Source organism: Flagellimonas crocea (genome assembly GCF_033441595.1).
GTDB classification, from domain to species: Bacteria; Bacteroidota; Bacteroidia; order Flavobacteriales; family Flavobacteriaceae; genus Flagellimonas; species Flagellimonas crocea.
Map to the genome: position 1 here is coordinate 667,442 of NZ_JAUZVX010000002.1, position 18,168 is coordinate 685,609.

Here is an 18,168-nt window from a genome sequence, read left to right on the forward strand (position 1 = left end):
CGGCTATAATTTAAAATAATCAATATAGTTCTGTAGATCCTTGTCGCCACGCCCTGATAGGTTGACCACCACTACATCATCGGGATTGAACTTTCTGTCCTCAAAAATGGCCAGTGCATGTGATGTTTCGATGGCGGGAATGATCCCTTCGAGCTTGCATAGTTCCAAACCGGCTTTCATGGCGTCATCATCCGTAATGGAAATAAATTCCCCACGGCCCGAAGCGTACAAATGGGCATGCATGGGGCCGACTCCCGGATAATCCAATCCTGCCGAAATGGAATAGGGTTCGGTAATCTGTCCATCTTGGGTCTGCATCAACAAGGTTTTACTGCCGTGGATGATGCCCACCTTGCCCAGTGCCGATGTGGCGGCACTTTCACCGGAATCGATTCCTTTTCCAGCAGCCTCAACAGCAATGATGCCCACTTCCGGAATATCCAGGTAATGATAGAAAGCTCCTGCGGCATTGCTTCCACCGCCCACACAGGCCACTACGTAATCAGGATTTTCCCGGCCTTCTTTTTTTAGGAGCTGATGCTTGATCTCTTCTGAAATAATGGCCTGAAAACGCGCCACCATATCCGGATAGGGGTGGGGCCCCACTACCGAACCGATGATATAATGGGTATCCACCGGATTATTGATCCAATCGCGAATGGCCTCGTTGGTTGCATCCTTCAAGGTTTTACTGCCCGATGTGGCCGGTCTTACCTCGGCCCCCAACATTTTCATACGGGCCACGTTCGGTGCTTGGCGGGCAATATCGATTTCGCCCATGTACACCACGCATTGAATCCCCATTAATGCACAAACGGTCGCGGTGGCCACGCCATGTTGACCTGCACCTGTTTCGGCAATGATCCTGTTTTTGCCCAACTTTTTGGCCATGAGAATCTGGCCGATGGTATTGTTGACCTTATGGGCCCCTGTATGGCAAAGGTCCTCACGTTTTAAATAAATCTTGGTACTGTATTTTTCGGACAGGCGTTTGGCAAAATAAAGCGGGGTGGGCCTACCTACATAATCCTTGAGCAATTGATGAAACTCTTCTTGAAACGAAGGTTCCTGCATGATGCTGAGGTAGTTTTGTCGAAGCTCCTCGCAATTGGGATAGAGCATTTCCGGGATAAAGGCACCCCCGAACTCCCCATAGTATCCTCGTTCATCTACATGATAGCTTTTCATTGGTTTCTTGTTTTTTTGTTGTAATCGTCGCTCAGCGATTCGATAAATATTTTAAGGTCATCAATATTTTTTAGTCCCGGTGCTGTTTCAAATTTACTGTTCACATCGATGGCGAAGCAATTTTTGGAAGCGGGACTGTTTAAAAAGTCCGCTAATTTTTCCTTGGAGTCCAACCCGATGCCACCACTCAAGAAATAAGGTTTGCTGGAAGGATATTTTTCCAAAACCGACCAGTCAAAGGTATATCCATTGCCTCCCGGTAACTTTCCTTTGGTGTCAAAAAGAAAATAATCACAGACCTCCTCATAATCTTTCAGGATATCAAAATCAAAATCATCCTTGATGGAAAAAACTTTGATGATGTCAAACACGTCAGCCCCAACTGGTTTCGAGGTCTCCTCCCTCTGAGATGCTGAATCAAGTTCAGCATGACGAAGGGCCCTACAATATTCAGCACTTTCGCTGCCATGGAGTTGTACGGCATCCAATTGATAATGGTCCACTTTCTCCAATATTTCTTCCAAAGTTGCGTTCACAAAAACCCCGACCTTTTTGATGGAACTGGGCAATTTTGGCATTTCCCCCGAGAAATAACGGGAGGAAGGTTCCCAAAAAATAAACCCCAAGTAGTCAGGTTGCAAGGTCGCCACCTCTTCAGGGTTATGGTTCATGCCGCAAATCTTTAGTTTCATATTTTTAGTCGTTGTCATTTCAAAATGAGCTTGGGATGGAGGAATCTCTGGATAGATTTCTGACTGTTATTTCGACAGCGCTCCATCTGAAAGTTCGAAATGACGTTATGCGATTATTTTTTGTATAAATTTTTTGGCACTTTCGCCCGGTTCATCGGTCTTCATGAAATTTTCCCCGATCAAAAAACCTTGATAGTCAAATTCTTTCAATTCGCGAATCGCTTCAACGGAACTGATGCCACTTTCGGAAACTTTCACAAAGTCGTCAGGAATTTTCTTTGACAATGTTTTACTGATCTCCAGATCTACTTCAAAGGATTTGAGATTTCTGTTGTTCACTCCCAACATGTCCAGACTTGGCATTAGTGATTTTTCCAGTTCCTCCTCGTTATGGACCTCTAGCAATACATCCAGCCCCAGCCCTTTGGCCAGCTCGGAAAAGGTCTTGATTTCTTCTTTGGACAGGATGGCCGCAATCAATAGAATAACATCGGCACCATAGGCTTTGGCCTCCACGATCTGATACTCATCTATGATGAACTCTTTTCGCAAAATGGGAATATTGGTGGACGCTCTTGCGAGCACCAAATCATCCAATGACCCGCCAAAATATTTTCCATCGGTCAGTATGGAGATACCGCAGACACCGGCATCCGCATAGCCCTTCGCCACATCCTGTACGCTCAAATTTTGGTTGATGACGGATTTTGATGGGGAGCGGCGCTTGTGCTCGGCAATTATGCCGGAGTTGCTCTTGCGCAGTACTTCTGCCAGTGACACGGAGGTGCGTTCCATCATCACGGATGCCTCCAGTTGGGATGTTGTAATGAGCGATTTTTTTAAATCGACTTCTTTGCGTTTATCCGCTACTATTCTTTCTAGTATGTTCATTTTTTATTTCTGCCATTCCGCACTTTATGCGGAATCTGTTTTTTTGATTCCTGCTTTCCCTTCGACTCCGCTCAGGGTCCTGCAGGAATGAAAATTGTTTTTACTTGATTTGTCATCCCGCACTTGATGCGAGATCTATATTTTATTCATAATGGGTTCCTGCTTTCCCTTCGACTGCGCTCAGGGTTCCACAGGAAGAACACCTCACTAAATTTGATTTCTACTCAATTCCTGTAATTTTTTCAAAGCGGCCAACCCTTTGCCTCCAAACAATGACTCTTTGGCCTTTTCAAAACCTTCTTTTGGGGTGATGCCCTCCACTGTGGAAATGGCAACACCTGCATTTGCGCAAACGACATTGTTCTGGGCTTCGGTGCCTTTGCCTTGTAAAATGCTCATGAAAATTTGTGCGGACTCTGCGACATCGGCCCCACCTGCAATATCTTTTTCCGATACGTTCTCCACACCAAAATCCTTTGGGGATAGCATGGTTTCCGTATTGTTGGAGATGGTTTTTGTATCTCCCGTCAACGATATTTCATCATATCCGTCCAAGGCATTCAAAATGGTAAAGTTTTTGTCCGTGTTCTGGTAAAGGTAGCCATACATTCGGGCCAGTTCCAGATTAAAAACCCCTACCATTTGATTTTTTGGAAAAGCGGGGTTGACCATAGGGCCCAACATATTAAAGAATGTTTTTACGGCCAATTCCCTTCGGATGGGGGCCACATTCTTCATGGCGGGGTGGAACAAGGGTGCATGCAGCACACAAATTCCAGCTTCTTCAATAGTTTTCTTTAGAAAATTGGCATCATTACTGAATTTTATACCCAAGAACTCCATCACATTGCTGCTTCCACATTTGGAGGATACCCCGTAGTTTCCGTGTTTGGTGACATGGATTCCGGCACCGGCCGTTACAAAAGAGGCGAGCGTGGAAATATTAAAGGTATCTTTTCCGTCGCCGCCCGTTCCGCAAAGGTCTATGGGGTTGTATTCGGCAAGGTCAACGGCCAGACAGAGTTCCAAAAGGGCGTCGCGAAAGCCTTCCAGTTCTTCTATGGTGACGCTGCGCATCATGTACACGGTCAAAAAGGCCGCGATCTGTGAGCTATTGTAATCTCCTTTGGCAATGTTCACCAATATTTGTTTGGCTTCGTCCTTGGGGAGTATTTCGTGATTGATGAGTTTATTTAAAGTCTCTTTCATATTGCTTAATTGTCATTCCGTACTTGATGCGGAATCTTACGTTCAATTAGATTTAATTGGATTCCTGCTTTCCCTTCGACTACGCTCAGGGTTTCGCAGGAATGATATATTTCTAGCTTTCCAACCAATTTTTCAACATTTGTTTTCCTTCAGGCGTCAATACAGATTCCGGGTGAAACTGTACTGCGGTAACATCGTATTCCTTATGGCGGAGTGACATAATCTGTCCATTTTCATCGACCGAAGTCACCTCCAGTTCATCGGGAAGCTTTGTATCCACGACCCAAGAATGGTAGCGCCCCACCTTTAGCGATTTTGGCATTCCAGTATAAATAGGGTCGTCCTTGGTCACGGTAATGGTCGTGTCCACTCCGTGGTATACTTTGTCCAGATTTACCAAGGTGCCCCCAAATACTTCCCCAATGGCTTGCAGCCCCAAGCAAACCCCAAAAATTCGCTTTGAGGGCGCGTAGGTCCTTATTATCTCCTTTAATAGTCCAGCCTCATCGGGTATTCCGGGTCCTGGGGACAGTACAATATGGTCAAAAGGTTCCACTTCGTCCAAAGTGAGCTGGTCGTTTCGTTTTACGGTAACCTCGCAATCCAAATCTTCCAGATAGTGCACCAGATTATAGGTGAAACTATCGTAGTTGTCTATCATTAAAATCTTTCTTCCCATGATTAGATCGTTTCGGCAATTTCCAGCGCTTTGTTCAATGCGCCCAATTTGTTATAGGTTTCCTGCAATTCGTCATCCGGGTTGGAGGCAGCAACGAGCCCGGCCCCTGCCTGATAGTAGAGTTCATGGTCCTTGCTCAGGAATGTTCGGATCATGATGGCATGGTTAAAATTGCCATCAAAATCCATGAACCCGATGGCACCACCGTAATATGACCGGCTTGTTTTTTCATATTTTTCAATGAGCTGCATGGCCATATGCTTGGGCGCCCCGCTCAACGTTCCTGCGGGAAAAGTATCTGCCACCACTTTCATGGTGGTGCTGTCCTTTTTCTTTTGTCCCGTTACTTTGGATACCAAGTGGATAACGTGCGAGAAATATTGTACTTCCCGATAGGTTTCCACGTTAACGGTGTTTCCGTTTCGGCTGAGGTCGTTGCGGGCAAGGTCCACAAGCATTACGTGTTCGCTGTTCTCTTTTTTGTCCTGTGCCAGTTTTTTTGCCAATTCGGCATCTTTTTCGTCGTTGCCGGTCCGTTTATAGGTGCCTGCAATTGGGTGAATCTCGGCTTTGCCATCTTTTACGATGAGCTGGGCTTCTGGAGAACTTCCGAATATTTTAAAGTTTCCGTAATCAAAATAGAATAGGTAAGGAGAGGGATTTATGGAGCGAAGCGCGCGATACACATTGAACTCGTCTCCCTTGAATTTTTGTTTGAACCTTCTGGAGAGGACCAATTGGAATACATCGCCCCGTTGACAATGTTTTTTGGCCAAGGCGACCTGCTCCTTGTAATCTTCATCTTTTAGGTTGGATTCCGGCTCCCCTTCTTTACTAAAGTTGTAAGAGGAAAAGGTTCGGATATTGAACAGTTGTTCCATTTCGTCCACATTGCTTTCGGAGTTATAGCAATGCGCGAACAAATAGGCCTCATTTTTAAAATGATTGATTGCGATAATGTTTTGGTACACGGCATAATAAATGTCGGGAATGTCAACAGAGTCTGCTTTTTTAGAAATTACCACATCCTCAAAATAGCGAACAGCGTCATAGGCCATGTATCCAAAAAGTCCGTTGTAGATAAATTTGAAATCCTGTTCACCCGAAACAATGTCAGTTCCAGAAGTTTGGAATTTTTTTCCAAAGTTATGGATGACCTCGGTCACATCAACTTCTGGAGTAATCTCCGTAATTTCCTTTGTGCCATCCGGAAACTTTTGCGTAATGGTCTCATTGGCAACCTTGATGGATGCGATGGGATTACAGCAGATATAGGAAAAACTGTTGTCGTTGGCATGGTAGTCGCTACTTTCCAAAAGGATACTGTTCGGAAACTTATCTCTTACCTTTAGGTAAACGCTCACGGGCGTAATGGTGTCCGCAAGGATTTTTTTGTAGTGTGTGGTCAGCGTGTAGCTCATTTCGGTACTATATAAATTAAAAAAGGCCTGTCGTGATGACAAGCCTCTTGTATGGTTATAATGGGGACTTAGCTCACGACGTTTGTTGTAAGTTGATCCACCACCAGTTATTTATTGTTCTGTTAATCATAGTGTCAAATATAGGGAGGAATTTTTAACGGACAAACTTACTTTTGTTTAAAATTAAAAATCCCGCCAAAGGATTTCTCCAGCGGGATTTTCACACACTAAACAGAAGTTGATTACATCTGTAGATCAACTACCAAATCAAATTCATCATAGATCAATTTGTCCTTGGCCGTACCAATGATTCCTGATCCGTATTTTACATCATACTTGGTTCTGTCAACCTTCAAGGTTGCTGTGGCTTTGTCACCGTATACAGAAACGTCGAATGTTACAGGCTCGGTAGTACCTTTTATGGTAAGGTCACCGGTTACTTCATAAGAATTTTTCCCTGTTGATTTAACTTTGGTGAAAACCAATGTAGCGGTTGGATGATTTGCAGTTCCAAAGAAATCATCGGATTTTAGGTGACCGTCCAACTTATCCTTGTATTCGCCTTCCAAATCTGTAGTGTTTATGCTTGACATATCCACAACAAACTCACCACCTACCAAGTTTTCTCCATCAAACTCCAAAGCACCGGATTTTAGGCTTATGGTTCCGTTGTGGGAACCACCTACTTTATAACCTTTCCAGGTTACTGTGCTCTCTGTGGTTTTTACTTCTTTGGTCTCTTTTTCGGTCGAGTTCGCGATTGCGGAAGCCCCAACTACTGTGGTAAGGGCCAAACTTAGAATTGTCTTTTTCATGATTGTTTAAATTTCTGTTTTTAATTGTTAAGGTTCAATAATTATATATGAGTGAATAATTCTTCTTTTGATTTTCTCACTTTGGGCAAATGTTGGGTCTTGTCTTCTTCGGAACGATAACCAATCGGCAATACCACGGCGGCATTGAGGTGTTTTTCATCAAGCCCCAAAATTTCGTTGTATTTGGCAGGCTCAAATCCTTCCATTGGACAGGCATCTATTTTGAGCTCGGCAGCGGCTTGTAGCGCATTTCCCAAAGCAATATATACTTGTTTGGCGGCCCAGACGGCCTTTACATCGGTTGGCAGGTTCATTAAGCTGCCCTTCATCATTTGAGTGTAATCACCCAAGTTCTCGATTGGAATATTTCTGGTTTCGCTCGTGTTGGTGATAAAATCATCGACCAATTCTTCACCAAAATCTGAGAAACTGGCAAAAACAATGAGATGGGAAGCTTCCGTAATCTGTGTCTGCCCCCAAGAAACTGGTTTTAATTTTTCTCGAATTTCCTCATCGGTGATCACCAAAACTTTGTAGGGTTGCAATCCGTAGGAAGATGCGCTCAAACGAATGGACTCCAGAAAGGTCTGTAGGTCTTCCCCGGAAATTTTTTTCGTGGCATCGAATTTCTTGGTGGCATAGCGCCAGTTTCTATGTTCTAAAACGGTGTTCATTATATTTAAAATTTATCTAAAAGATTATTTAATAGCTCCAGTTCGTTGGAGTTGAAGTTTTTTAAGATGAGTTCTTGGGCCTGTGATAAGGCCTCGTCCATTTGTTCCAAGGCTTTGAGTCCCTCATCCGTAATCACTATTTCAACTTTGCGTCTATTGGAGGGGCAAACGTACCTGTCTACAAAACCTTTGGCCAAAAGTTTGTCCACCAACCGGGTCGTATTGCTCATTTTGGTGACCATTCTTTCGTTAATGGTGGATAGGTTGGCGGGTTTTCCCTGCTGACCTCGTAAAATGCGCAATACATTGAACTGTTGTAGAGAGACCTCAAAAGGTTTCAAGGCCCCTGTCATAATTTCATTGATCTTGTTGTGTACCAACTCCATATGAATCACGGTTCGGGGTTCCAAGGGAATTTTTTTTGAGGTTTTAATGATTTCTTCTACATTCATGTACAAACAATATTTGTATATACAAATGTATATTAATTTTTGATTCCCATCCAAATTTCAGATAGATAAATTTTTGTTAAAGACCTATAGAATCGGTTATGAGTATGTATTTTTAGGATGGATATAAAAATCGGATAATGAACAAGTTATTAGTGATAGGAGCAGGAATTGTGTTATTTTTTGGGTGTGCCGAAAAAAAGAAGGACAAGGAAAATGCAGCCGAAACCTATCAGGAAGAAACCGCTTTGGACCAATATACTGCCCCAGAAGTAAATTTCCCGATTTATGATTTTGATGGTTTGGAACCTCTGCTCCATAAAGAGGACGGCAAAACCTACGTTATCAATTTTTGGGCAACCTGGTGCAAGCCATGCATTGAAGAAATGCCCTATTTTGAAAGAGTGAACGCTGAACAAAAGAGCAATAACGTGGAAGTGATACTGGTCAGTTTGGACATGCCCAATATGTGGAAGACCCAGTTGGAGCCCTTTGTTGAAAAAAAGGACATCCAGTCAAAGGTGGTGATTCTGGACGACCCCAAACAAAATGATTGGATTCCAAAAGTTTCCGAAGATTGGGGCGGTGCCATTCCTGCTACCTTAATATATAATAAGGACAAACGAACTTTTTACGAGCGTGGTTTCACGTACGAAGAACTGAATGAGGAAATAAATAAATTTATAAACTAACATATCATGAAAAAAACAAGGATTTTGGGATGGTCGGCGTTGTTGCTCATTTTTGTGGCCGCGTTCGCCATGGGATTCAAAGTGGCTACCGAAAACGTTTTGGATGAAGGTTATGAAGTGGGCGATATGGCAGCGGATTTTTCATTGAAAAATATCGATGGAAACATGGTTTCCTTATCGGATTTTAATAGTGCCAAAGGTTTCTTGGTCATTTTTACCTGTAATACCTGCCCGTATGCCCAGGCCTATGAGGATAGGATCATTGCGCTGGATGCTAAGTACAAACCGCAGGGCGTGCCCGTAATCGCCATCAACCCTAACGACCCCAGTGCCAAACCAGGGGATAGTTTTGCCAAAATGAAAGAGAGGACTCAGGAAAAGGGATTTACTTTCCCCTATTTGTTGGATGAAGGACAAAAAGTGTACCCTGAGTACGGTGCAACCCGCACACCGCACGTGTTTTTGCTGGAAAAAACGCCATCGGGCAACGAGGTAAAATACATCGGTGCCATTGACGATAATTATCAAGATGCCTCACAGGTGGAGGAAAAATTTGTGGAAGATGCGATTGATGCCATGTTGGCGGGCAAGGAAATCAACCCAAAAACAACAAAAGCCATTGGCTGTGGTATTAAATAGCCGATATCCAAAATAAAACAATCAGAAATCCGGAGTAACGCTTCGGATTTTTATTTTTGTAGTAATCTAAATGAAAAAAAATGTCAGATTTATCACAAGAAGAATGGGCGGAGCAATTGGAAAACGATGATAACGCCGTTATTTTGGATGTACGGACCCCAGAAGAAGTAGAAGAAGGCTACATTCCCGGGTCAACGAACATCGATATTTATTTGGGACAGGAGTTCGTGGACGAACTGGAAAAGCTGGACAAGTCCAAGAACTATTACGTCTATTGCCGATCGGGGAACCGAAGCGGGCAGGCCTGTGCCATTATGAACAGTATCGGATTTGAAAATGCATACAATCTTGAAGGTGGTTTTATGAACTGGGAAGGTGAAGTAGCGGAATAGGCCTCCATTTATCCCAAATCAATGCGAGAAGACCTACTTTATTTTATCTGGAAGCACAACAAGCTTCCAACAAAACAGCTATGCACCGGAAACGGTGAAACTATTGCGGTCCGGTCCACCGGAACCCAAAATAGGTTTGCAGGTCCCGATTTCTTCAATGCAAAGGTCGAGATCGATGGACAGTTATGGGCAGGCAATGTGGAGATGCACCTTAAATCTTCAGATTGGTATGTGCATCATCACGAAACCGATGAAAATTATGACAATGTCATTCTCCATGTAGTTTGGGAGGATGACATTGCTGTTTTTAGAAAGGACGGTTCACAGATACCTACCTTGGAGGTGAAAAAATATATTTCCGATGAACTGCTGCTCGGTTATCAAAACCTTTTTGAAAGTTCAAGAACCAATTTTATCAACTGTGAGCAGGATGTAAATAGCATTGATGCCTTTTTAATGGAGAATTGGCTGCATCGATTGTATATAGAACGCCTGGAACAAAAGTCCATGTTGATCACGCAATTGCTGGAAGCTTCCAAGAATGATTGGGAGGCCGTCCTCTTTGTGCTGTTGGCAAAAAACTTTGGTTCCAAAGTAAACGGAGCCTATTTCTTGGAGCGTGCGCAACAACTTAATTTCTCCACTGTCCGAAAGACCATAACAAAACCGTTTGAACTGGAGGCTTTGCTTTTTGGCTTCTTTGGTCTGTTGGAAGTCGATGATTGTACGGACACCTATTTTTTAAACCTCAAAAAAGAGTATCAATATCAATCCCATAAATTTGGTTTGTCCAAAAATACAGTGAAACCTGAGTTTTTTGGGTTGAGGCCCCTCAACTTTCCCACTGTACGGATTTCCCAATTGGTCAATTTATATGCGAACGAACAGCAACTATTTTCCAAACTGATGGATTTGCGACAACTTGATGCCATTTATAAGGTTTTTGAAGTAGGTGCCGGACCCTATTGGGAAGAGCACTATACCTTTGGTAAGCCTTCCAAAGGACGTACCAAGAAGTTATCGAAAAAATTCATAGACCTTATCATTATCAATACCATTGTTCCGCTCAAGTTCTGTTATGCCAAAAGCTTGGGGCAAGAGTGTAACGAAGGGCTGATCGGATTGGTGTCGCAGTTGGCAAGGGAGGACAATTCCATTATTGAAAACTTTGAAAAAATAGGCTCAAAAACCAGAAATGCACTCGAAAGCCAGGCTAAATTGGAGCTGTACAATAATTATTGTTCCAAAAATAAATGCATGCAATGTACCATTGGCACTCAATTATTGAATAGAAATACATAATTTTAACCATGTCTTTATTCTATAACATCCTATATTACTTTCAAAAAAGGGGCTTCGAGGTCTGTGGGCGTATTGCCGAAAGACTTGGTATTAGGGCCCGGGTGGTCAGGACCAGTTTTATTTATTTGACTTTTGTTACCCTTGGATTTGGATTTGCCCTTTATCTTTTTATTGCGTTCTGGCTAAGGATTAAAGACTTGATCTATACAAAAAGAACCTCCGTATTTGACCTTTGATCATGATAAGATTAATGCGTTCCAGAATCTTGTTGGCCCTTTCCTTAATGGTTATGGTGCTTCTTTTCGGGGTGATCGGGTACAAGGTCTTATCCGACTTTACTTGGATAGAGGCCATTTATATGACGATCATTACGGTGACCACCGTTGGTTTCTCCGAGGTAAGGCCCTTGGATGCCAACGCAAAGATTTTTACCGTATTTTTAATCGTCACCAGTGTATTTATATTTGGTTTTGCCATTTCGGTGGTTACCGAATACATTTTGGGGAGAAACTCATTGGAAGTACTAAAAAAGAGAAAAGTGAAAAAACAGATAGACAGTTTTTCAAACCATGTTGTGGTCTGCGGTTTTGGTAGAAACGGGATGCAGGCCGCTGAAAAATTGATTGCTTACAAGAAACCCTTTGTGGTCATCGAAAAAGATAAGGAGATCATAGAGCGACATGGAGAGGACGTGCTGTTTGTGGAGGGCGACGCGAACGAAGACGAGGTCCTGCTCCAGGCCGGCATTGACCGCGCCCAATATCTGATAACCGCAGTTCCAGACGATGCCGCCAACCTTTTTATTGTACTTTCCGCAAGGCAACTCAACAAAAATCTTTTTATAATCAGTAGGGCCTCTCAAATCACATCGGTGAAAAAATTACAATTCGCAGGTGCTAACAAGGTCATAATGCCCGATAAAATAGGAGGGGACCATATGGCCTCCTTGGTAGTAATGCCGGACCTGATTACTTTTTTGGACCAACTGTCCCTTGAGGGAGAACATACTACAAATTTGGAGGAGGTGAGCATCGAGGATTTTACCAATCAAATGGATTGTCACTCCCTCCGTGATCTAGACCTGCGAAGAAAAACAGGTTGCACCATAATAGGCTACATAGATCCCTTTGGCAAATATATCATCAACCCCGAGGCAGACATGGTTCTCCAGCCCAATAGCAAGGTAATTGTATTGGGTAGACCAGAGCAAATCAGGAAGTTGAACCAAATGTTTCAGATAGGCTAGTTAAAAAAACATAAAATTTGATAGCGTTGATTTTTTTTTAGATATTGCTGCCTTTACCATACCGAAAACTAACTAATTCCAACATATGAAGTATTTTCTTATTCTATTGTCTTTTTTTGCACTGACCACTGGATTTTCTCAGGAACTGACCGTAGTCGGCAAAACATACAATGTCTCTGATAACATTAATGACGGCGCTATAGAACTTGAAGTTGACGGCGGAGTTGAACCCTACACCTACAAATGGAGCAGTCAAAGTACACCGCTTACCTCCAAATCTGCCACAGGGCTGGTCGAGGGCATACCATATAGTGTGGTCGTTACAGACGCCGCAGGTAATTCCGTTACCAAGGAATTTAAAGTGGAGACAGAATCCATTACCGAAGTTTTTAATGGTACAATGACCCCGGCGGTAAGCGCATTGGGTTCCGTACTTTTCTGGGATCCTTTTGCTGCCATTGGGATTTATGATCCTGTAGCCTATGCCGATGTAAAGTTGATCGGGATTCCTGATTGGAACAATGAGACCCAGGATAAATTTATACTTAAGGAATGGCTGAAAGGAGATGGTGAAAGTGTCACCAAGGGCGAAGATATTGCTATAATAACCAGTGGCAAGCAAGGTGATATTACCATCAAGTCCAATGCCAAGGGAAAACTTCAGCATAAGGTCAAAGAAGGCAATGTCATCTACAACTCTGAAAATCTTGAACATGTTATAGAACAGGGCGCGCACTATTTTGCGGAAATCGCTTATGATGAGCCAGTGGCAATGATACACCCAAATGGAGACCCGATAATCAAGGGTATTCCGTTTATCGTGATCTGGTTGGTGCTAGGTGCGTTGTTCTTTACCATTCGAATGGGCTTCATCAATGTGCGTGGATTTAAACATTCCATTGACTTGGCCAAAGGAAAATATGATGACCCCAATGCTCCTGGTCAGGTGACCCACTTTCAGGCTTTGGCCACAGCAGTTTCCGGAACCGTAGGTCTTGGAAATATTGCAGGTGTTGCCGTTGCTGTTTCATTGGGTGGGGCAGGAGCTACTTTTTGGATGATCGTTTGTGGTTTGTTGGGTATGTCTTCCAAATTTGTGGAATGTACCCTTGGGGTAAAATACCGCGATATCCTTCCTGATGGACGTGTATTTGGTGGTCCCATGAACTATTTAAGATACGGACTGGAAAAAAGAAATATGAAAGGGTTCGGAAAGGTACTGGCAGGTGTATTTGCCGTACTAGCCGTTGGAGCTTCTTTCGGTGGAGGAAATATGTTCCAGGCAAACCAATCCTTTGAACAATTGGCCGGCCAGTTCCCTGTTTTGGCAGGAAATGGATTTTGGTTCGGTGTGGTTACCGCAATACTGGTAGGTGTCGTAATTATAGGAGGAATCAGCAGTATAGCCAAGGTAACAGGAAAGATTGTACCGATCATGGCATCCATTTATATTGTGGCTGCCCTTGCCGTGATCATCATGAATATTCAAAATATCGGCCCTGCGTTTTCAGCTATTTTTGAAGGAGCTTTCAGCCCTTCCGCTTTAAAAGGTGGAATACTGGGCGTTCTCGTAATAGGTTTTCAGCGAGCGGCATTTTCCAATGAGGCCGGTGTAGGTTCTGCGGCCATCGCACACAGTGCGGCCAAAACGAACCATCCGCCATCCGAAGGTTTTGTGGCATTGCTGGAGCCTTTCATCGATACGGTAGTGGTGTGTACCCTTACTGCCTTGGTTTTGATCTTTACGGGAATGCACGAAGTGGAAGGTATGGCCGGAGCACAGTTGACCTCGGATGCTTTTGGTAGCCAAATATCTTGGTTCCCGTACATTTTAGCATTGGCAGTATTCCTTTTTGCATTTTCAACCATGATTTCATGGTCATATTACGGAATGAGAGCCTGGACCTATCTTTTTGGAAAGAGCAAACGTTCCGAAATGGTCTACAAAATGCTTTTCTTGGTATTTGTTGTAGTGGGTGCATCCGTAAGTTTGGGCGCGGTGCTGGATTTCTCCGATATGATGATTTTGGCGATGTCCTTCCCGAACATCATTGGACTTTATATAATGTCCGGTGAGGTCAGAAAAGATTTGGATGGCTATTTACAGAAATTGAAGGCCGGCCAACTCTTCAAGAAATTGAAAGCTTAGGTTTTGAACTAAACATATAATGAGAAAACAATCCCACTTCAGGTTCAACAAACAAGAACGAAGTGGGATTTTCTTTTTGTTGCTGATAGTCATCCTTTTGCAGGGTGGATATTATTTCGCAAAGGCAAACACGTCACGTCCGGAATCCAGGTTTGTTTTGGATGCTTCGGAACAAGCTAAAATAGACAGCCTTAAAATTCAACAGTCCGAAGCAGCATCAAAAATTTATCCATTCAACCCAAACTATATTTCTGATTACCGGGGCTACTCCTTGGGATTGTCCACAGTGGAATTGGACAAACTTTTTGGGTATCGGGAGCAGGGCAACTTTGTGAATTCCGCTAGCGAGTTTCAAAAAGTCACAGGCATTTCAGATTCATTATTGAACGCACTTTCCCCATATTTTAAATTCCCCGATTGGACACATAAGAATCAAAACCCAAGGAAGACGGAAAGTAAAACCGTTGAAAAGACGGTGGTCAAAGATTTGAACGGGGCCACGGCGGAAGATTTGGAAGCTATTTATGGTATCGGGAAAACTCTTTCCGCAAGGATAATTAAATTTCGTGATAGGCTGGGCGGCTTTTTGGCAAACGAACAACTTTACGACGTTTATGGCTTGGAACCCGAGGTTGTGGAGAAGACTCTGCTCAAGTTCCAAGTGTTGAAAACCCCATCTGTGGAGAAGATCAATATAAACAAAGCTTCCGTGGATGAGCTGTCAAGATTGGTCTATATTCCCAAAACCTTGGCGTACAATATGATCTCTTATCGAAATCAAAATGGTCCGTTCGAAACATTTGAAGATTTGAAAAAGGTCGATACATTTCCATCCGAAAAACTAGATAGAATAGCCTTATATTTGTCCTTATAAAAAAGGTGGTATGATCAATATGTACTTCACGGAAGAGCACAATCTTTTCCGGGAGAGTTTAAAAAGTTTTCTACAAAAAGAAGTTGTTCCCCATATCGAAAAATGGGAGGACTCTGGTAAAATAGATAGATTTATTTGGAACAAGTTCGGGGAGATGGGGTATTTTGGACTGATGACCCCCGAAGCTTATTCAGGCATGGGGCTCGACCTTTTTTACACCGTTATTTTTCTGGAAGAATTACAAAAGATCAACTCCGGGGGTTTTGCCGCCGCCATGTGGGCGCATCAGTACTTGGCCATGACCTATTTGAACAAATTGGGTAACGATGAGCAAAAGAAGGCCTATTTGGAACCTAGTGTTCTAGGTGAAAAGATTGGTTGTTTGGGTGTTTCCGAACCATTTGGTGGCAGTGACGTTGCCGCTATGCGGACCACTGCTGAGAAAAAAGGTGATGTTTACATTGTGAACGGCTCCAAAACCTTCATTACCAACGGGGTGTACGGGGACTATATCATTTTGGCCGCAAAAACCGATATGGATGCCGGTCACAAAGGGATAAGCATGTTCGTTGTGGACAAGAATGCCAAGGGTGTCACTTCCAGTAAATTGAACAAATTGGGATGGAGGGCATCCGATACCGCAGAACTGGCTTTTGACAATGTGGAAGTTCCGACCTCAAATTTATTGGGAGAGGAAAATTCCGGTTTCGGGTACATTATGGAAGCCTTTGCTTTGGAACGTTTGGTCATGGGCATCAATGCGCATGCAAGGGCCGAGTACGCATTGGACTATGCGCTGCAATATATGTCCGAGCGTGAAGCTTTTGGCAGAACCATTGATCAATTTCAGGCTTTGCGCCATCGACTGGTGGACCTGTATTCGGATATGTTGCTTTGCAAACAATTTAATTATACTACGGTTGCCCAAATGGAGAAAGGTGCCTATGTGGTGAAAGAAGCTACGATTTCCAAGCTCAAATCAACGAAAATGGCCGATGAGGTCATCTACCATTGCCTCCAGTTTTTGGGCGGTTATGGCTATATTGAGGATTACCCCATGGCAAGATTGAGCCGCGACAGTAGGTTGGGGCCGATAGGTGGGGGCACTTCGGAAATTTTGAGGGAAATTTTGGCAAAGATCATCGTGGACAAGAAGGAGTACAGAAAGAGCTCGGAATAGCCGTTCGTCAAAAAAATAAATTATTTCTTTTACGGTTGAATTTCATTTGTATATTTGCACTCCAAAATCTAAAAGAAAGGAGGTTGTAGCCCATGTTAATAATACCAGTAAAAGAAGGAGAAAACATCGATAGAGCCCTAAAACGTTTTAAACGTAAGTTCGACAGGACAGGTACAATGCGCCAGTTGAGATCAAGGCAGCAGTTTACAAAGCCTTCTGTAGAGCGTAGAGCGCAAATTCAAAAAGCACAGTACATTCAAAGTCTTAGGGACCAAGAAGAAGTATAGGGCAGTCGCTTCACAAAATATATATATATCCCGTTCCAATATTGGAACGGGATTTTTCGTTTTAGGAATACAGTAATTGTAATCGCTACCTTTGGTATATGTCCGTATCCGCTTTTATATCCTATTTGAGATTGGAAAAGAATTATTCCGAGCACACCATAAAAGCTTATGAAAAGGATATTGGGTCTTTTGCCAAGTATTGCCAAGAGCATCACGGAGAACATAATATTGTATCCGTTTCCTATCCATTGATCAGGAATTGGATCGTTGATTTGTCCGATCAAGGGGTTTCCAATAGATCCATCAACAGAAAAATATCTTCACTGCAGGCCTATTATAAATTTTTGTTGAAGGTTGGGGATATTACTATTTCTCCTTTGGTGAAGCACCGGGCACTCAAGACCAGTAAAAAAGTGGAGGTTCCTTTTTCCGAGGGCGAAATGGAGGCCATTTTGTCCGAAATCCCATTTGATGATGATTTTGAGGGTATCCGGGACAAACTTATTATAGAACTTTTGTATACGACCGGAATACGAAGGGCGGAATTGGTCAGCCTTAAAATGCAGGATGTGAACCTGACAGGACAGGTTATCAAGGTATTGGGAAAAAGGAACAAAGAACGCATACTTCCATTGCTCCCGCCCACTATAGAACTGATAAAAGATTACCTTATAAAGCGCTCCGAGCAAAAGGAACAGTCGCAATCGCCCTATTTGTTGTTAACAAAAGAAGGTCTTAAAATTTATGAAACGCTTGTTTATCGAACCATAAATAAGTATTTTAGTTTAGTGTCCCCCAAAGTAAAAAAGAGTCCTCATATATTGAGGCACACCTTTGCAACGCACTTGCTGAACAGAGGGGCAGATTTAAATTCCGTAAAGGAATTGTTGGGTCATTCCAGTTTGGCATCTACGCAAGTGTACACGCACAACAGTATTGCCGAACTGAAGAAAGTACATCAAAAGGCCCACCCAAGAAACAAGAAGTAACATTCTTGTATTGTTTAACTTCACTGTCCAAGACAGTATTAAAAACTTCGTCTTATGAAAGTAAACGCACAATCGGTAAATTTTACGGCTGATGGAAAGCTCATCGACTTTGTCCAAAAGCGAATGGACAAATTGGAATTGTTCTACGACAAGGTCATTGAATCGGACGTATATCTGAAAGTTGAAAACACAAGTGCAAAAGAGAATAAGATAGTGGAAATCATGGTATTTGTTCCACGGGATAAAATCATGGTAAAAAAACAATGTAAGTCGTTTGAAGAGGCGGTCGATTCGGCATGTAGTTCCTTGGAAAGACAACTGGTCAAAAAGAAGGAAAAGCTTAGGGCGAAAGCTTGATGAAAATTTTTCAAAATTTATTTTGAATTAAAATATAAATATA

21 protein-coding genes are annotated in these 18,168 nt (G+C 42.9%); 12 read left to right on the forward strand and 9 right to left on the reverse strand.

The features are described from left to right. Window positions 1–3: 3 nt before the first annotated feature. The 9 genes from trpB to SD449_RS08285 all read right to left on the reverse strand — a co-directional run bounded on the left by trpB (window position 4) and on the right by SD449_RS08285 (window position 8,021). Entirely contained in the window at window positions 4–1,188 is a 1,185-nt protein-coding gene (trpB, locus tag SD449_RS08245) for a tryptophan synthase subunit beta (protein ID WP_318309893.1), read from the reverse strand. Continuing rightward, window positions 1,185–1,880 carry a phosphoribosylanthranilate isomerase gene (locus SD449_RS08250; protein WP_318309894.1) on the reverse strand — a complete coding sequence of 232 codons (696 nt, stop codon included), beginning with the start codon at window positions 1,878–1,880 and terminating at the stop codon, window positions 1,185–1,187. The genes trpB and SD449_RS08250 overlap by 4 nt, the downstream gene beginning before the upstream one ends. A gap of 105 nt (window positions 1,881–1,985) precedes the next feature. Further along, a complete protein-coding gene (gene trpC, locus SD449_RS08255; RefSeq protein WP_318309895.1) occupies window positions 1,986–2,771 on the reverse strand; it encodes an indole-3-glycerol phosphate synthase TrpC in 786 nt (261 codons plus the stop codon). 207 nt (window positions 2,772–2,978) lie between these two features. Next, window positions 2,979–3,980 (reverse strand): anthranilate phosphoribosyltransferase, encoded by a 1,002-nt coding sequence (gene trpD, locus SD449_RS08260; RefSeq protein ID WP_318309897.1) that lies wholly within the window; start codon window positions 3,978–3,980, stop codon window positions 2,979–2,981. A gap of 112 nt (window positions 3,981–4,092) precedes the next feature. After that, window positions 4,093–4,659, reverse strand: coding sequence for an anthranilate synthase component II (locus tag SD449_RS08265; protein ID WP_318309898.1), 567 nt, complete (start codon window positions 4,657–4,659; stop codon window positions 4,093–4,095). A 2-nt stretch (window positions 4,660–4,661) separates the two neighbouring features. Continuing rightward, the gene (locus SD449_RS08270; protein ID WP_318309899.1) at window positions 4,662–6,080 is read right to left on the reverse strand and encodes an anthranilate synthase component I family protein; all 1,419 of its coding nucleotides are present in this window, start codon (window positions 6,078–6,080) and stop codon (window positions 4,662–4,664) included. A 242-nt stretch (window positions 6,081–6,322) separates the two neighbouring features. After that, the gene (locus tag SD449_RS08275) at window positions 6,323–6,895 is read right to left on the reverse strand and encodes a YceI family protein (RefSeq protein WP_318309900.1); all 573 of its coding nucleotides are present in this window, start codon (window positions 6,893–6,895) and stop codon (window positions 6,323–6,325) included. Between the two features lie 41 nt (window positions 6,896–6,936). Then, entirely contained in the window at window positions 6,937–7,569 is a 633-nt protein-coding gene (locus SD449_RS08280; protein WP_318309901.1) for an NAD(P)H-dependent oxidoreductase, read from the reverse strand. 5 nt (window positions 7,570–7,574) lie between these two features. Beyond that, window positions 7,575–8,021: a MarR family winged helix-turn-helix transcriptional regulator gene (locus SD449_RS08285; protein ID WP_318309902.1), complete on the reverse strand. Its 447-nt coding sequence runs from the start codon at window positions 8,019–8,021 to the stop codon at window positions 7,575–7,577. Window positions 8,022–8,158: 137 nt separating this feature from the next. Between SD449_RS08285 and SD449_RS08290 the strand changes: the two genes are divergently transcribed. From SD449_RS08290 to hpf, 12 genes are all read left to right on the forward strand, one after another. Next, on the forward strand, window positions 8,159–8,710 hold the full coding sequence (locus tag SD449_RS08290; RefSeq protein WP_318309904.1) for a TlpA family protein disulfide reductase: 552 nt from the start codon (window positions 8,159–8,161) through the stop codon (window positions 8,708–8,710). Between the two features lie 6 nt (window positions 8,711–8,716). Continuing rightward, complete coding sequence (locus SD449_RS08295) at window positions 8,717–9,349, forward strand: thioredoxin family protein (protein WP_318309905.1); 633 nt, start codon at window positions 8,717–8,719, stop codon at window positions 9,347–9,349. An 80-nt stretch (window positions 9,350–9,429) separates the two neighbouring features. Beyond that, window positions 9,430–9,741: a rhodanese-like domain-containing protein gene (locus SD449_RS08300; protein ID WP_318309907.1), complete on the forward strand. Its 312-nt coding sequence runs from the start codon at window positions 9,430–9,432 to the stop codon at window positions 9,739–9,741. A 21-nt stretch (window positions 9,742–9,762) separates the two neighbouring features. Further along, window positions 9,763–11,043: a DUF2851 family protein gene (locus tag SD449_RS08305; RefSeq protein WP_318309908.1), complete on the forward strand. Its 1,281-nt coding sequence runs from the start codon at window positions 9,763–9,765 to the stop codon at window positions 11,041–11,043. 8 nt (window positions 11,044–11,051) lie between these two features. Next, the gene (locus tag SD449_RS08310) at window positions 11,052–11,279 is read left to right on the forward strand and encodes a PspC domain-containing protein (RefSeq protein ID WP_318309910.1); all 228 of its coding nucleotides are present in this window, start codon (window positions 11,052–11,054) and stop codon (window positions 11,277–11,279) included. A 2-nt stretch (window positions 11,280–11,281) separates the two neighbouring features. Further along, window positions 11,282–12,289: a potassium channel family protein gene (locus SD449_RS08315; RefSeq protein ID WP_318309912.1), complete on the forward strand. Its 1,008-nt coding sequence runs from the start codon at window positions 11,282–11,284 to the stop codon at window positions 12,287–12,289. 85 nt (window positions 12,290–12,374) lie between these two features. Further along, complete coding sequence (locus SD449_RS08320; RefSeq protein ID WP_318309914.1) at window positions 12,375–14,438, forward strand: amino acid carrier protein; 2,064 nt, start codon at window positions 12,375–12,377, stop codon at window positions 14,436–14,438. A 19-nt stretch (window positions 14,439–14,457) separates the two neighbouring features. Further along, the gene (locus tag SD449_RS08325; protein WP_318309915.1) at window positions 14,458–15,312 is read left to right on the forward strand and encodes a ComEA family DNA-binding protein; all 855 of its coding nucleotides are present in this window, start codon (window positions 14,458–14,460) and stop codon (window positions 15,310–15,312) included. Window positions 15,313–15,322: 10 nt separating this feature from the next. Further along, window positions 15,323–16,492, forward strand: a complete 1,170-nt coding sequence (locus tag SD449_RS08330) for an acyl-CoA dehydrogenase family protein (protein WP_318309916.1) — start codon at window positions 15,323–15,325, stop codon at window positions 16,490–16,492. 92 nt (window positions 16,493–16,584) lie between these two features. After that, window positions 16,585–16,779 carry a 30S ribosomal protein S21 gene (gene rpsU, locus SD449_RS08335; protein WP_318309917.1) on the forward strand — a complete coding sequence of 65 codons (195 nt, stop codon included), beginning with the start codon at window positions 16,585–16,587 and terminating at the stop codon, window positions 16,777–16,779. A gap of 98 nt (window positions 16,780–16,877) precedes the next feature. Beyond that, window positions 16,878–17,768, forward strand: coding sequence for a tyrosine-type recombinase/integrase (locus SD449_RS08340; protein ID WP_318309919.1), 891 nt, complete (start codon window positions 16,878–16,880; stop codon window positions 17,766–17,768). Between the two features lie 54 nt (window positions 17,769–17,822). Next, on the forward strand, window positions 17,823–18,125 hold the full coding sequence (hpf, locus tag SD449_RS08345; RefSeq protein WP_318309920.1) for a ribosome hibernation-promoting factor, HPF/YfiA family: 303 nt from the start codon (window positions 17,823–17,825) through the stop codon (window positions 18,123–18,125). Window positions 18,126–18,168: the final 43 nt, after the last annotated feature.

Excerpts from the sequence above, each read along its gene's own strand:
- SD449_RS08265 (WP_318309898.1), bottom strand. The coding sequence starts at position 4,659 with ATGGGAAGAAAGATTTTAATGATAGACAACTACGATAGTTTCACCTAT.
- SD449_RS08325 (WP_318309915.1), top strand. The coding sequence starts at position 14,458 with ATGAGAAAACAATCCCACTTCAGGTTCAACAAACAAGAACGAAGTGGG.
- SD449_RS08285 (WP_318309902.1), bottom strand. The coding sequence starts at position 8,021 with ATGAATGTAGAAGAAATCATTAAAACCTCAAAAAAAATTCCCTTGGAA.
- rpsU (WP_318309917.1), top strand. The coding sequence starts at position 16,585 with ATGTTAATAATACCAGTAAAAGAAGGAGAAAACATCGATAGAGCCCTA.
- trpD (WP_318309897.1), bottom strand. The coding sequence starts at position 3,980 with ATGAAAGAGACTTTAAATAAACTCATCAATCACGAAATACTCCCCAAG.
- SD449_RS08275 (WP_318309900.1), bottom strand. The coding sequence starts at position 6,895 with ATGAAAAAGACAATTCTAAGTTTGGCCCTTACCACAGTAGTTGGGGCT.
- SD449_RS08300 (WP_318309907.1), top strand. The coding sequence starts at position 9,430 with ATGTCAGATTTATCACAAGAAGAATGGGCGGAGCAATTGGAAAACGAT.
- hpf (WP_318309920.1), top strand. The coding sequence starts at position 17,823 with ATGAAAGTAAACGCACAATCGGTAAATTTTACGGCTGATGGAAAGCTC.
- trpB (WP_318309893.1), bottom strand. The coding sequence starts at position 1,188 with ATGAAAAGCTATCATGTAGATGAACGAGGATACTATGGGGAGTTCGGG.
- SD449_RS08305 (WP_318309908.1), top strand. The coding sequence starts at position 9,763 with ATGCGAGAAGACCTACTTTATTTTATCTGGAAGCACAACAAGCTTCCA.
- SD449_RS08320 (WP_318309914.1), top strand. The coding sequence starts at position 12,375 with ATGAAGTATTTTCTTATTCTATTGTCTTTTTTTGCACTGACCACTGGA.
- SD449_RS08310 (WP_318309910.1), top strand. The coding sequence starts at position 11,052 with ATGTCTTTATTCTATAACATCCTATATTACTTTCAAAAAAGGGGCTTC.
- SD449_RS08270 (WP_318309899.1), bottom strand. The coding sequence starts at position 6,080 with ATGAGCTACACGCTGACCACACACTACAAAAAAATCCTTGCGGACACC.
- SD449_RS08250 (WP_318309894.1), bottom strand. The coding sequence starts at position 1,880 with ATGAAACTAAAGATTTGCGGCATGAACCATAACCCTGAAGAGGTGGCG.
- SD449_RS08280 (WP_318309901.1), bottom strand. The coding sequence starts at position 7,569 with ATGAACACCGTTTTAGAACATAGAAACTGGCGCTATGCCACCAAGAAA.
- SD449_RS08295 (WP_318309905.1), top strand. The coding sequence starts at position 8,717 with ATGAAAAAAACAAGGATTTTGGGATGGTCGGCGTTGTTGCTCATTTTT.
- SD449_RS08340 (WP_318309919.1), top strand. The coding sequence starts at position 16,878 with ATGTCCGTATCCGCTTTTATATCCTATTTGAGATTGGAAAAGAATTAT.
- SD449_RS08315 (WP_318309912.1), top strand. The coding sequence starts at position 11,282 with ATGATAAGATTAATGCGTTCCAGAATCTTGTTGGCCCTTTCCTTAATG.
- trpC (WP_318309895.1), bottom strand. The coding sequence starts at position 2,771 with ATGAACATACTAGAAAGAATAGTAGCGGATAAACGCAAAGAAGTCGAT.
- SD449_RS08330 (WP_318309916.1), top strand. The coding sequence starts at position 15,323 with ATGATCAATATGTACTTCACGGAAGAGCACAATCTTTTCCGGGAGAGT.
- SD449_RS08290 (WP_318309904.1), top strand. The coding sequence starts at position 8,159 with ATGAACAAGTTATTAGTGATAGGAGCAGGAATTGTGTTATTTTTTGGG.